The 12364-nt window shown below is 66.9% G+C and carries 12 protein-coding genes; 9 read left to right on the top strand and 3 right to left on the bottom strand.

Annotated features, from left to right (window positions below; genetic code table 11):
• Nucleotides 1-11: 11 nt before the first annotated feature.
• Together QZM67_RS31915 and QZM67_RS31910 are read right to left on the bottom strand one after the other, a co-directional pair.
• Entirely contained in the window at nucleotides 12-1145 is a 1134-nt protein-coding gene (locus tag QZM67_RS31915; protein ID WP_043181573.1) for a hypothetical protein, read from the bottom strand.
• A 62-nt stretch (nucleotides 1146-1207) separates the two neighbouring features.
• On the bottom strand, nucleotides 1208-2674 hold the full coding sequence (locus QZM67_RS31910; RefSeq protein WP_301809439.1) for a carbohydrate porin: 1467 nt from the start codon (nucleotides 2672-2674) through the stop codon (nucleotides 1208-1210).
• A 680-nt stretch (nucleotides 2675-3354) separates the two neighbouring features.
• Between QZM67_RS31910 and groES the strand changes: the two genes are divergently transcribed.
• Nucleotides 3355-3648 (top strand): co-chaperone GroES, encoded by a 294-nt coding sequence (groES, locus tag QZM67_RS31905; protein ID WP_011351136.1) that lies wholly within the window; start codon nucleotides 3355-3357, stop codon nucleotides 3646-3648.
• A gap of 48 nt (nucleotides 3649-3696) precedes the next feature.
• Nucleotides 3697-5337 carry a chaperonin GroEL gene (gene groL, locus QZM67_RS31900; protein ID WP_043181578.1) on the top strand — a complete coding sequence of 547 codons (1641 nt, stop codon included), beginning with the start codon at nucleotides 3697-3699 and terminating at the stop codon, nucleotides 5335-5337.
• A 183-nt stretch (nucleotides 5338-5520) separates the two neighbouring features.
• Here groL and QZM67_RS31895 read toward each other — a convergent pair whose 3' ends face one another.
• Nucleotides 5521-6387, bottom strand: a complete 867-nt coding sequence (locus tag QZM67_RS31895) for a hydroxymethylpyrimidine/phosphomethylpyrimidine kinase (RefSeq protein WP_043181580.1) — start codon at nucleotides 6385-6387, stop codon at nucleotides 5521-5523.
• A 254-nt stretch (nucleotides 6388-6641) separates the two neighbouring features.
• Here QZM67_RS31895 and QZM67_RS31890 point away from each other — a divergent pair, with 254 nt between their 5' ends.
• From QZM67_RS31890 to QZM67_RS31860, 7 genes are all read left to right on the top strand, one after another.
• Nucleotides 6642-6812 carry a rubredoxin gene (locus QZM67_RS31890; protein ID WP_004186709.1) on the top strand — a complete coding sequence of 57 codons (171 nt, stop codon included), beginning with the start codon at nucleotides 6642-6644 and terminating at the stop codon, nucleotides 6810-6812.
• A 104-nt stretch (nucleotides 6813-6916) separates the two neighbouring features.
• On the top strand, nucleotides 6917-8218 hold the full coding sequence (locus QZM67_RS31885; protein WP_301809434.1) for a hypothetical protein: 1302 nt from the start codon (nucleotides 6917-6919) through the stop codon (nucleotides 8216-8218).
• 182 nt (nucleotides 8219-8400) lie between these two features.
• Complete coding sequence (locus QZM67_RS31880; protein WP_011351143.1) at nucleotides 8401-8979, top strand: YqgE/AlgH family protein; 579 nt, start codon at nucleotides 8401-8403, stop codon at nucleotides 8977-8979.
• The gene (gene ruvX / locus QZM67_RS31875; RefSeq protein WP_301809430.1) at nucleotides 8976-9425 is read left to right on the top strand and encodes a Holliday junction resolvase RuvX; all 450 of its coding nucleotides are present in this window, start codon (nucleotides 8976-8978) and stop codon (nucleotides 9423-9425) included. Before QZM67_RS31880 ends, ruvX begins: the two co-directional genes overlap by 4 nt.
• Nucleotides 9412-9924 carry a bifunctional pyr operon transcriptional regulator/uracil phosphoribosyltransferase PyrR gene (gene pyrR, locus QZM67_RS31870; protein ID WP_175021819.1) on the top strand — a complete coding sequence of 171 codons (513 nt, stop codon included), beginning with the start codon at nucleotides 9412-9414 and terminating at the stop codon, nucleotides 9922-9924. The genes ruvX and pyrR overlap by 14 nt, the downstream gene beginning before the upstream one ends.
• 73 nt (nucleotides 9925-9997) lie before the next feature.
• The gene (locus QZM67_RS31865) at nucleotides 9998-11029 is read left to right on the top strand and encodes an aspartate carbamoyltransferase catalytic subunit (RefSeq protein WP_006476735.1); all 1032 of its coding nucleotides are present in this window, start codon (nucleotides 9998-10000) and stop codon (nucleotides 11027-11029) included.
• A gap of 52 nt (nucleotides 11030-11081) precedes the next feature.
• Nucleotides 11082-12359 (top strand): dihydroorotase, encoded by a 1278-nt coding sequence (locus QZM67_RS31860; protein ID WP_301809426.1) that lies wholly within the window; start codon nucleotides 11082-11084, stop codon nucleotides 12357-12359.
• Nucleotides 12360-12364 lie beyond the last annotated feature (5 nt).

Raw genomic sequence — 12364 nt, 5'->3', positions numbered from 1 at the left:
GGTTGGCTCCATTACTTCGCGAGCAACAGCGTGTTGACGTCGTCCGCGACGTAGTAGAAGCCGTCGCCTTCAGGCGTCATCGCGATGCCGAACAGGTTGCCGTTGCCGGGGGGCGTCTGCGCCTTGTCGGTATTGATCCAGCGCGCATAGAGCTGCTTGCCGGCGACCGGGTCGATCTCGACGACCTGGCCGTTCTGCGCGTTGGTCGCGAGCAGGTGGCCGTTCGGCGCGGTCGCGAGCGCGAGCGGGCGGCGCAGGAAGCCGTCGGCGGTGATCTGGCGGCCGACGCCCGCGCTGGTGTCGCGCGTGAGCGGGTCGTCGATCTCGACGATGCGGTTGCCGATCGCGTCCGACACGTACAGCTTCTTCTGGTCGCCGGACAGCGCGAGGCCGGTCGGGCCGACCAGGAATACGCCCTTGTCGGCCTGCGCGCCGAGGCCGCTCGCGACGACCGTTTCCTGCTTGATCACGGGCGGCTTGCCGGCCGGCACGTCGAGATCGAGACGCAGCACGGTCGCCTGCTTGTAGACGGGCGGATTGCCGTCCGCGCCGCCGACGCCGAAGCCGGCCATGCTGACGAACAGCGTCGCGCTGTCGCCGCGGTCGACCACGGCCATGTTGCCCCACGGGTCGTTGATGTTCGGGGTCGACCACGTCGATGCGATCTTGCCTTGCGGATCGAGCACGATCAGGCAGCCGGCGCCCTTGGTGTTGGTCGTGCCGTCGTTGCTCGGCGTGCTGCCGACGATCACCCAGCCGGATTTCAGCATCGTCATCGCCGTCGACAGGCCGACGCCGCCCGGGCACGCCTTCAGGTCGCGCGGGATCGATGCGAACAGGCTCAGCTGCTTCGTCGACGGGCGGTAGTTGACGATCGTGCTGCCGGTACCTTGCAGGTTCGCCGAGTTGTTGAAGTTGTCGACGAGCACGTCGCCCGCCTGGATCGTGCCGGCCGACACCGGCGCGACCGCGATCGCGTACGGGTTTTGGTCGCCGTTGTCCGGCACCGTGTTGACGAGCGTGGTGTGGCGATGCAGCGTCTCGAGGAAACCTTGCGGCTCGGCGAGTGCGCCGGCGGCGGCCGTTAGTGCGGCGGCAGCCAGTGCGCCCGTCGCGAGGCGGCGAAGCGGGGCGGATGGATTCATGTGACTCTCCTGGGGAGCGCGCCGTCCGGGCGGCGCGCGAAATTGGGCAGCGTGCGCGTCGCTCAGAACGTGATCGTCGTACGGGCGCCGAGCACGAACGTATTGCGCAGCGGCTGGGTCGCGTCGCTCGGGTTCTGGCCGGCGCCGGCATTGAACGTGTACTGCGCGTCGGCCTGGACGATCCACCACGGGTTGACCTGGTACTGGTAGGTCGCTTCGAGCGTCGTCTCGCGGGTGCGCACGCCGTACGGGCTGGCTGCGAACGTCCGCGCGGTCTGGTCGAGGTCGGTCACGTGGTTGCCGACCTGGATGTACGTGACGCCGAGGCCGACGCTGTCGTTGTCGCGGCCTTCGAACGGCGCCTTCAGCACGATCCCCGCGTTGGCCGAGAAGCTCACCAGGTTGCGGTCGCCCGGCGCGCCCATCACGCGTGCGAACACGCCGAGGCTTCGCGGGCCGGTCGGGTCGGGACGCCAGACCATCTGGTCGGCCACCGCGTAGAAGCTGTAGTTGCCGTGACGCTGCTGCGCGTTGCCGTTCGATGCGGGGTCCGCGAGCGACAGCCCGTCGGTGCCGACGTTCTGGTCCGCGAAGCGGCCGTTGTGATACCAGACGCCGATCTTGTAGGTGCCCGGCAGCCCGTTCGAGTGGCCGGTGTCCATTTCGCCGTCGGACGGCTGGTTCAGCGCGTACTGCAGTTCGCCGATGTAGAGCGCACCGTTGTGCAGGTTGAAGTTGGTGCCGCTCAGGTTGCTCGGATTGTTGCCGAGCGGATCGCCGTCGAACACGCCCGCGAGCGCGGTGACCTTCGGCGTGATCTGCGCACGCACGCGCACGCCGAGGCCGGCGAGCGGATACGCGGGGCCGCCGTTCGGCAAGTCGTACGACGGCAGCGCGGGCCAGCCGAACATCGTGTTGACGAACGTGTTCGCATACGTGCTGACCATGAATTCCTGGTCCAGGCTCTGCTGGCCGATCTTCACGTCGACGCGCTTGTCGAGGAACGACTGCTGGTACCAGAGCTCCCACAGGCGCGTCGTGCCCTGCGCCTCGATGCCGCTCGCGGTGTTGAGCGTGCCGAGGTTTCTCGTGCTGAGGTTGGTGCCGTGGATCTGCAGCGCGCTGACGTTGAACGTGCCGCCGGGCAGGCCGATCGCCTTCTGCGTGTCGACCGTCAAGGTGGCCGTCGTCAGTCCGTCGTACGCGCCGCCACGGTTCAGGCCGCCGCGCAGGTTCGCCAGGTATTCGCTGGTTTCGGTGATCTGCAGCGTCGCGCCGTACTTGCCGAGCCACGGGCGGATGCCGCCCATGTCGCCAAGCAGGTTCTGGCGCGTCCAGATGCCGGTCAACGCGTTGGTCGGCTTCGCGTGGATCGCGAGGTCGGCCTCGGGCGCTTCGGGCTGCGCGTCGACGGGCGTGTCGGCGAAAGCCGCGCCGCTCGCGAACGCGGCGCACGCGAGGACGGCCGCACAGGCGGCGGGGCGCATCCGGGCACGGACGCTGTCTCCCTGGAACGACGCAAACGTCATATCAAATCCCTGGTTTTATTTGGTAAGGAATCCTGCTTGTCGGTCGCTGTCCGGACGCTCGGCACCGATCGGCCAGGGCACGAAGATGAACGCAACGCGGCGCATCGTAGGAGTGTCAAATGGGAAAGTCAATGTAAACGAGAATGATTCGCATCTAAATTACTGTCTGTAATCCGAACCCTTACGGATGGGGCCTGACACGTGTTTTGTACGAGGCAAACCGTAAATGTCTGCGTAATGACAATGTATGATTTGATGCGGATCGATGGATCCGCGCGAGGGGGGATGAAACTGCCGAGGTGGAGGGGGACGGGCGCGTCGCGGCGGACGGAATCGACGCCCGCACAGGTTTTTTCATGCGATGCCGCCGATCGCAGGAACTCCGTGCTTACCCGGTGTCCAAACGGGGCTGAATGAGATTCGCGGGCCGCGCGGGCCCGCCGGCCAGGCCGGGAAAAGTTCGTCATATTATTGTTTTAAAAGGGTTTTTTATTGTTTTTGCGTGCCTTTCCCGCCGCATCGCCACACTGAAAATTCCTCCAGTTTCCCTTCTTGAATTTGTCAAAACCCGTCCATATAATTAGCACTCGCTGCACGAGAGTGCTAACAATTCTCTGCCGGGCGACAAGCCGGGCAGATTCCCTAAGCGTTCTTCAATCTCAGTCAAGAGAGGAGTGAATATGAACCTTCGTCCTTTGCACGATCGCGTGATCGTCAAGCGCCTGGATCAGGAAACCAAGACCGCCTCGGGCATCGTGATCCCCGACGCCGCTGCTGAAAAGCCGGACCAGGGCGAAGTCCTGGCCGTCGGCCCGGGCAAGCGCGACGACAAGGGCGCCCCGATCGCGCTCGACGTGAAGGTCGGCGATCGCGTCCTGTTCGGCAAGTACGCAGGCCAGACCGTGAAGGTCGACGGCAACGAACTGCTGGTCATGCGCGAAGAAGACATCATGGCCGTGGTCAACGCCAAGTAAGCGCGTCCACCGACGGTACATATTCCCAAGAATTCAAGGAGTTAGAAGATGGCAGCTAAAGACGTCGTATTCGGCGATTCCGCCCGTTCGAAGATGGTCGAAGGCGTGAACATTCTCGCCAACGCAGTCAAGGTCACGCTGGGTCCGAAGGGCCGCAACGTCGTGCTCGAGCGCAGCTTCGGCGGCCCGACGGTCACCAAGGACGGTGTGTCGGTCGCGAAGGAAATCGAGCTGAAGGACAAGCTCCAGAACATGGGCGCGCAAATGGTCAAGGAAGTTGCTTCCAAGACCAGCGACAACGCAGGCGACGGCACGACGACGGCAACCGTCCTCGCGCAATCGATCGTTCGCGAAGGCATGAAGTACGTCGCATCGGGCATGAACCCGATGGACCTGAAGCGCGGCATCGACAAGGCAGTCGCAGCGGCTGTCGAAGAGCTGAAGAAGATCAGCAAGCCGTGCACGACGAACAAGGAAATCGCACAGGTCGGCTCGATCTCGGCGAACAGCGACACGTCGATCGGCGATCGCATCGCTGAAGCGATGGACAAGGTCGGCAAGGAAGGCGTGATCACCGTCGAAGACGGCAAGTCGCTGGCTGACGAACTCGACGTCGTCGAAGGCATGCAATTCGACCGCGGCTACCTGTCGCCGTACTTCATCAACAACCCGGAAAAGCAAGTCGCTGTTCTCGACAACCCGTTCGTGCTGCTGCACGACAAGAAGGTGTCGAACATCCGTGATCTGCTGCCGGTACTCGAGCAAGTCGCGAAGGCTGGCCGTCCGCTGCTGATCATCGCTGAAGACATCGAAGGCGAAGCACTCGCGACGCTGGTCGTGAACAACATCCGCGGCATCCTGAAGACCGTTGCGGTCAAGGCGCCGGGCTTCGGCGATCGTCGCAAGGCGATGCTGGAAGACATCGCGATCCTGACCGGCGGCCAGGTGATCGCTGAAGAAACCGGCCTGACGCTCGAGAAGGCAACGCTGGCAGAACTGGGCCAGGCGAAGCGCATCGAAGTGGGCAAGGAAAACACGACGATCATCGACGGCGCAGGCGAAGCCGTGAACATCGAAGCACGCGTGAAGCAAGTGCGCGCGCAAATCGAAGAAGCGACGTCGGACTACGACCGTGAAAAGCTGCAAGAGCGCGTGGCCAAGCTGGCCGGCGGTGTTGCAGTGATCAAGGTCGGCGCAGCGACCGAAGTCGAAATGAAGGAAAAGAAGGCACGTGTCGAAGACGCACTGCACGCAACGCGCGCAGCTGTGGAAGAAGGCATCGTGGCAGGTGGCGGCGTTGCGCTGATCCGCGCTCGCACCGCGATCGCAGGCCTGACCGGCGCTAACGCCGATCAAAACGCCGGCATCAAGATCGTGCTGCGCGCAATGGAAGAGCCGCTGCGCCAGATCGTCACGAACGGCGGCGAAGAAGCCAGCGTCGTGGTGGCGGCAGTTGCTGCAGGTACGGGCAACTACGGCTACAACGCAGCAACGGGCGAGTACGTCGACATGGTTGAAGCCGGCGTCGTCGACCCGACCAAGGTCACGCGCACCGCACTGCAGAACGCAGCTTCGGTTGCAGGCCTGCTGCTGACGACGGACGCAGCTGTCGCAGAACTGCCGAAGGAAGATGCACCGATGCCGGGCGGCATGCCGGGCGGCATGGGCGGCATGGGCATGGACATGTAATCGACTTCGGTCGATTGTCCGGAACGCGCAGCGATGCGCGTTCCAGCCAAAAGAAAAGACCCGCAGCGATGCGGGTCTTTTTTTATGCGTGCAGATTTCGGTGCGTGCGCGGGGCAGCCGGAGCGGTCGCGCCCAAAGCGGCGCGGCAGGTGCGACGGCGGGGCATGCCCCGCCGTGTCCGCTTCAGTGCCGGTGCGATGTCCTCGGCACCGGGTCGGCCTTCGCGGCGGGCGGGGTGTCCGAGTCTTCGTTGCTGCGCGCCCAGAAGAACCGGTCGGGCAGGTATGCCCCCATGCCGGGCCGGAACGCGTCGCGAACGGCCTGGTACAGGTATTCCTGCGCTTCGCGCACGGCTTCGGGCGGCTCCTGGCCGTTCGCGAGCAGCGCCGCGATTGCTGCGCCCAGCGTGTCGGTGATGCCCATCAGCCGGTGCGGCGAACGATCCCACATGTCCTCGCGCAGTTGGCCTTCCTCGCCGTACAGCGTGTTGACGAGCCGGTGCGAACCCGTCTCGGACGACAGGATGTATTCGCAGCCTTGCGACAGCAGGTGCGACAGGGCCGCATCGAGATTCGGCGCCTCGGCATCGCCGTCCGGCTGCGCGAGCGCGATCAGCGTCGCGTAGTCGGCGACCAGCAGCGTGGTTTGCGGTGCGAGCAGGTCGGCGATCGATTCGCGCAGGTCGTCGGCGGCGAGCACGTGCTCGTCGTCGAGCGTGAAATCCGGCGCGAGCACGAGCGGCACGCCGTCGTAGTCCGCGACCACTTCGGCGATCGCGCTGACGACTTCCGCGCGCGTGGTGGCGCCGATCTTGAACGCGGCGACCGGCATGTCCTCGAGCAGCATGCGCGCCTGGGCGGCGACGACGTCGGGATCGAGCCCCGTCACTTCGTCGCAAGCGGCCGAGTCGCGCACGGTGTAGCCCGTCAGGACGGACACACCGTGACAGCCCATGCTCGCCAGGGTCAACAGATCGGCTTGAATGCCAGAGCCGCCGGTGGGATCGGACAGGCCGAAGGTGAGGACGATCGGAGGGGCGTTGCTGGACATGTAAAAATGGGGCAAGAGAAAAACGGACAAGCGACGGACATGCGGACGGCGAGGCGAAATGGGCGTTTTCGGCCCTGTGTTGCCCGGCAGGCCGCACTTTTCAGTCATTATGCGGCGGAATCCGGCCCGCACGACGGATTTTTTAGCGCAGCGCAACGTAGTCGCGTTACTCCAGCGCGATTGCTAGGCAGTCCGGCCCCGACACGGTACCATCATGGCTCCCGAATTTACCGACTTTCCCGACGCGGCTTAAGATGGAATACAAGAGCTGGATGTGCCTGATTTGTGGCTGGATTTACGACGAAGAAGCCGGGCTGCCGGAAGAGGGCATTGCCCCGGGCACGCGCTGGGAAGACGTCCCGATCAACTGGACGTGCCCTGAATGCGGCGCCCGCAAGGAAGACTTCGAGATGGTCCAGATCTGACCGGATCGCTGGCCCACGGACACACCGCTCAGGTCTCGCATCGGCCCGGCGCTTGCGCGCCGAGGGTCGCGCGAGCGACTTGACGATGACAGGCGCGCGTGTCCATGAGGCCAGAACCGGCGAACGTTCCCCACCCTGATGCACTGCCCAACCCGCGCGGCGGGGCCGTGCGTGCGGCCGACGCATGGCTTGCGGCGGCCGCCGACGCTTTCGAGCAGCGTGACGATGCGGCCGCGCCGCTGTCCGCCGCGGCGGCCGTGCTGGCGGAAGCCGGCTGGCTGCCGGCCGCGCGTTTCGCGGGGCAACTGTCGGCCGCCGTGCCGCTGGTCGCCGTCGAGCCGACTTCGGCCGGCTGGCGCGCGGCGCTGCGCGATTTCCGCGCGGCCGTCGCACGCCATAACCTGCGCGAGCTTGCCTGCTCGCCCGTTCTATTCGAGCATTTTCGTGCATTGCGTGCGCAAAGCGCCGCCGACCTGCGTGCAAACGCGCCGCTCGACGCGCTCGCGCTCGTCGGTCGCGCGGTGCCGCCGGCCACGCTGCGCGCGCTGCCCGATGCGTTCGCGACCCGAATTCGCGCCCGCTACGAACAGGCGCTGCTTGGCCTGCTGCGCGCGGAACACGGCGCGCCCGACGCGGCGCTCGACGAACTCGATGCGATGCTGGCCGCGCTCGCCGACGACGATCCATACAATTTCTGGCGGCTCGCGGCCGCGTGCTTGCGCGCGTTGCGCGCCAGCGGCGCGCCCGAGCTGAAGCGCTTTCTCGCGCGCACGAACCTGCTGCTCGGAGAGCACGCGCAGGGCCGGCGCGACGCGCCGCCCGAGTTCGTGCGTGAGACGGTCGCGCTGCTATGGCGCGATTTCGCGCTGTTCGGCGCTGCGGCCGAGGATGTCGCGCTCGTCGACGTGCTGCACGACTACGGGCTGACGGTCGACTGGCACGTGGCTGGCACGCCCGCGTCCGAAGCGCTGTGGGAGGCCGATGCCGCGCGGGCCGAGCACGATGCGGTCGCCGCTGCGCCGACGCGCGCGCTCGGCGTCGTGACGGTCAATGCGCATGCCTATGAGGATTTCCTGCAGACGGCCGATGCGTCGATGGCCGACCTCGCAGCCGATCCGGCCAGAGCCGACGCGAGTGCCGCATGGCATGCGTCCGGTGCCGCCTACCGGGTCGGCACGGCCGCCTGCGCGCTCGGGCTCGGCCACGCGGCGCTCCTGGCCGACACGCTCGGCCTCGCCTGGCGGCGTGCGGCGCACGGCGTGCCGCTCGCCGACGGCGGCCTCGACGCACACGGCCACGCGTCCGACATGCTGCGCGCGGCGCTGCTGAAGATCGCGGCCGGCGTCGCGCCGCCGGATCTCACCGCGGCGTCCGGCGCGCTCGGCGCGGCGCTCGGCCGAGCCTGACGAACAAGGGGACGAACACGCGCCGGCGGCCCTTGCTGCGCGGGCCCGCAACACGCTGCCGACAGCGCCCGCGCGCGTGTTAGAGTGCCGTGTGATCCGTGCGCGCCGTTGCCAGCGCGGTGCGGCGTTGCTTGTTGATCGCGGCTCGGTCAGGCCGCGGCGTCTTTGCTAAAATTCAAACCATGTCAAAGCCTTCCGATCGCATCAATCTCACCAACCAGTTCCTGATCGCCATGCCTAACATGGCCGATCCGACGTTCTCGGGAACGGTGGTCTATCTTTGCGATCACAGCGAGCGCGGTGCGCTCGGCCTCGTCATCAATCGTCCTACCGACATCGACCTCGAATCGCTGTTCAACCGCATCGACCTGAAGCTCGACATCGAGCCGCTGCTGCACATCCCGGTGTACTTCGGCGGCCCGGTCCAGACCGAGCGCGGTTTCGTGCTGCACGAGCCGGTGGAGGGCGCGAGCTACAACTCGTCGATGTCCGTCGAGGGCGGGCTGGAGATGACCACGTCGAAGGACGTGCTCGAGGCGGTCGCGACGGGCACCGGCCCGAAGCGCTTCCTGCTGACGCTCGGCCATGCGGGCTGGGGGGCCGGGCAGCTCGAGGAAGAAATTTCCCGCAACGGCTGGCTGACTGTGGCCGCCGATCCGCGCATCGTGTTCGACACGCCGGCCGAAGAGCGCTTCGAAGCCGCACTCGGCCTGCTCGGCGTCAGCTCGTCGATGCTGTCCGGCGAAGCAGGGCACGCATGAGTGGCGCGAGTGCGCGCGATGCGACGCTCCTCGCGTTCGACTACGGCGAAAAACGTATCGGCGTCGCGATCGGCAATGCGCTGACGCGCTCGGCCCGTGCGCTCGTCGTGATCCAGAACCTGAACCGCGAACACCGCTTCAAGGCGGTCGGCGACCTGCTGGCCGAATGGCGGCCGGACTCGCTCGTCGTCGGCCTGCCGATGCATCCGGACGGCACGCCGCACGACATGACGCAGCAGGCGAAGCGCTTCGGCAACCAACTGAACGGCCGCTTCGGGCTGCCCGTCACCTGGGTCGACGAGCGCTATTCGTCGGTCGAGGCCGAGGCCGGGCTGCGCGAGCGCAACGTGCGCGGCCGCGCACGGGCCGAGATGCTCGATGCCGAGGCCGCGCGCGTCATCCTTCAACAGTATCTCGATCAATTGTCCGACCATGAGCACCATTGATGCCGAGGCGCTTTACCGCGTCCTGCTCGACCAGATCCGCGCCGCGTACGGCATGGCTTTCGCCGAACCAGGCGGCCCGCGGCTCGCCGGCATTCACAGCGGCGGCGCGTGGCTTGCCGAGCGCCTCGCGCGCGATCTCGGCGCACCGGCGTTCGGCGTCGTGAACGTCGCGCTGCACCGCGACGACTACGCGAAGAAGGGGCTGCACAGCCAGGCCAGCCCGACGTCGCTGCCGTTCGAGGTCGACGGCGCGCGCATCGTGCTCGTCGACGACGTGCTGTACACCGGGCGCACCGTGCGCGCGGCACTCAACGAGCTGTTCGACTACGGCCGTCCTGCCGCGGTCGAGCTCGCGGTGCTCGCCGATCGCGGCGGCCGCGAGCTGCCGGTCGCCGCACGCTTCGCGGGTGGCGCGCTCGACGTGCCGGCCGATGCGACGCTCGTGCTCGCGCGCGACGATGCGCAGTTCACGCTGCGCGTCGAGGCGCACGGCGCCTGAACGACACGCGAACCGTATCCCGGGCCGCCGGTTTGCACCGCGGCCCGTTTGCATAGTTGGAATCACGCACACCATGACCACCGACACCACTGGCCGCACCGGCAATCCCGCTGCGGCCGCGAGCCCCGACCGGTTTCGCTACGGCTTCCTGAAGGGCAACCCGCAGCTCACGAAAAACGGCGAGCTGAAGCACCTGCTGTCGATCGAGGGCCTGCCGCGCTCGATCGTCAACCACATCCTCGATACGGCCGAGCAGTTCGTCAGCGTGACGGACCGTGAAGTGAAGAAGGTGCCGCTGCTGCGCGGCAAGTCCGTGTTCAACCTGTTCTTCGAGAACTCGACGCGCACGCGCACGACCTTCGAGATCGCCGCGACGCGCCTGTCGGCCGACGTGCTGAACCTGAACATCAACGCGTCGTCGACGAGCAAGGGCGAATCGCTGCTCGACACGATCAACAACCTGTCGGCGATGCATGCCGACCTGTTCGTCGTGCGTCACGCGTCGAGCGGCGCGCCGTACCTGATCGCCGAGCACTGCGCGCCGCACGTGCACGTGATCAACGCCGGCGACGGCCGCCATGCGCACCCGACGCAGGGCCTGCTCGACATGTACACGATCCGTCACTACAAGCGCGACTTCACGAAGCTGCGCGTGGCGATCGTCGGCGACATCCTGCATTCGCGCGTCGCGCGCTCCGACATCCATGCGCTCACCACGCTCGGCGTGCCGGAAGTGCGCGCGATCGGCCCGCGCACGCTGCTGCCGGGCGGTCTCGAGCAGATGGGCGTGAAGGTGTTCCACAACCTCGACGAAGGGCTGAAGGGCGTCGACGTGATCATCATGCTGCGCCTGCAGAACGAGCGGATGAGCGGCGCACTGTTGCCTTCCGCACAGGAATACTTCAAGACCTGGGGCCTGACGCCCGAGCGCCTCGCGCTCGCCGCGCCCGACGCGATCGTGATGCACCCGGGCCCGATGAACCGCGGCGTCGAGATCGATTCGCAGGTCGCCGACGGCCCGCAGTCAGTGATCCTCAATCAGGTCACGTTCGGCATCGCCGTGCGGATGGCGGTGATGGGCATCGTCGCCGGCAACAGCGACTGAGCCCGCTTTCGCGCATCCCTATTCACGCAATCAACGCATTCACAGACAGCGCATGAAGATTCATATCAAAGGCGGCACGCTGATCGACCCGGTCGCCGGTACCGAGCAACAGGCCGACGTATTCGTCGCAGGCGGCAACATCGCCGCGCTCGGCACGGCGCCGGCCGGTTTCAACGCGGACAGGACGATCGACGCGTCGGGCCTGATCGTCGCGCCCGGCCTCGTCGACCTGTGCGCGCGGCTGCGCGAGCCCGGCTACGAGCACAAGGCGACGCTCGCATCCGAGATGGCCGCGGCCGTCGCGGGCGGCGTCACGACGCTCGTGTGCCCGCCGGATACCGATCCCGTGCTCGACGAGCCGGGCCTCGTCGAGATGCTCAAGTACCGCGCGCGCAACCTGCATCAGGCGAACGTCCATCCGCTCGGCGCGCTGACGGTCGGCCTCAAGGGTGAAGTGATTACCGAGATGGTCGCGCTGACCGAGTCCGGCTGCGTCGGCTTCACGCATGCCAACGTGCCGGTGCGCGACACGCAGGTGCTGCTGCGTGCGCTGCAATACGCGAGCACCTACGGCTACACCACGTGGCTGCGCCCGCAAGACGCCTTCATCGGCCGCGGCGGCGTCGCTGCCAGCGGCGCGCTGGCGTCGCGGCTCGGGCTGTCCGGCGTGCCGGTCGCGGCCGAGACGATCGCGCTGCACACGATCTTCGAACTGATGCGCGTGACGGGCGCACGCGTGCACCTTGCGCGGCTGTCGTCGGCGGCGGGCCTCGCGCTCGTGCGCGAGGCGAAGGCCGAGGGGCTGCCCGTGACCTGCGACGTCGGCGTGAATCACGTGCACCTGATAGACATCGACATCGGCTACTTCGATTCGCAGTTCCGGCTCGATCCGCCGCTGCGCAGCGAGCGCGATCGCGAAGCGATTCGCGTGGCGCTCGCCGACGGCACGATCGACGCGATCTGTTCCGACCATACGCCGGTCGACGACGACGAGAAGCTGCTGCCGTTCGGCGAAGCGACGCCGGGCGCGACGGGGCTCGAACTGCTGTTGTCGCTGACGCTGAAGTGGGCGGACGAGACGCGCACGCCGCTCGCGCAGGCGCTGCGCCGCATCACGTCCGCACCGGCCGACGTGCTGCAGCTGCCGGCCGGCCGCCTGGCCGAAGGCAGTGCGGCCGACCTGTGCGTGTTCGACCCGCGCGCGCACTGGCGTGTCGAGCCGCGTGCGCTGAAGAGCCAGGGCCACAACTCGCCGTTCCTCGGCTACGAACTGCCCGCCTGCGTGCGCACGACGCTCGTCGCCGGGCAGATCGCGTTCGAGCGCCCCTGAACCAC

Source organism: Burkholderia sp. AU45251 (assembly GCF_030482905.1).
GTDB classification, from domain to species: domain Bacteria; phylum Pseudomonadota; class Gammaproteobacteria; order Burkholderiales; family Burkholderiaceae; genus Burkholderia; species Burkholderia aenigmatica.
This window is presented reverse-complemented; position numbering and strand designations above follow the sequence as displayed.

Bases quoted from the DNA above. Each gene is read 5' to 3' on its own strand.
- QZM67_RS31915 (WP_043181573.1), bottom strand. From the start codon at position 1,145: ATGAATCCATCCGCCCCGCTTCGCCGCCTCGCGACGGGCGCACTGGCT.
- QZM67_RS31910 (WP_301809439.1), bottom strand. From the start codon at position 2,674: ATGACGTTTGCGTCGTTCCAGGGAGACAGCGTCCGTGCCCGGATGCGC.
- groES (WP_011351136.1), top strand. From the start codon at position 3,355: ATGAACCTTCGTCCTTTGCACGATCGCGTGATCGTCAAGCGCCTGGAT.
- groL (WP_043181578.1), top strand. From the start codon at position 3,697: ATGGCAGCTAAAGACGTCGTATTCGGCGATTCCGCCCGTTCGAAGATG.
- QZM67_RS31895 (WP_043181580.1), bottom strand. From the start codon at position 6,387: ATGTCCAGCAACGCCCCTCCGATCGTCCTCACCTTCGGCCTGTCCGAT.
- QZM67_RS31890 (WP_004186709.1), top strand. From the start codon at position 6,642: ATGGAATACAAGAGCTGGATGTGCCTGATTTGTGGCTGGATTTACGAC.
- QZM67_RS31885 (WP_301809434.1), top strand. From the start codon at position 6,917: ATGAGGCCAGAACCGGCGAACGTTCCCCACCCTGATGCACTGCCCAAC.
- QZM67_RS31880 (WP_011351143.1), top strand. From the start codon at position 8,401: ATGTCAAAGCCTTCCGATCGCATCAATCTCACCAACCAGTTCCTGATC.
- ruvX (WP_301809430.1), top strand. From the start codon at position 8,976: ATGAGTGGCGCGAGTGCGCGCGATGCGACGCTCCTCGCGTTCGACTAC.
- pyrR (WP_175021819.1), top strand. From the start codon at position 9,412: ATGAGCACCATTGATGCCGAGGCGCTTTACCGCGTCCTGCTCGACCAG.
- QZM67_RS31865 (WP_006476735.1), top strand. From the start codon at position 9,998: ATGACCACCGACACCACTGGCCGCACCGGCAATCCCGCTGCGGCCGCG.
- QZM67_RS31860 (WP_301809426.1), top strand. From the start codon at position 11,082: ATGAAGATTCATATCAAAGGCGGCACGCTGATCGACCCGGTCGCCGGT.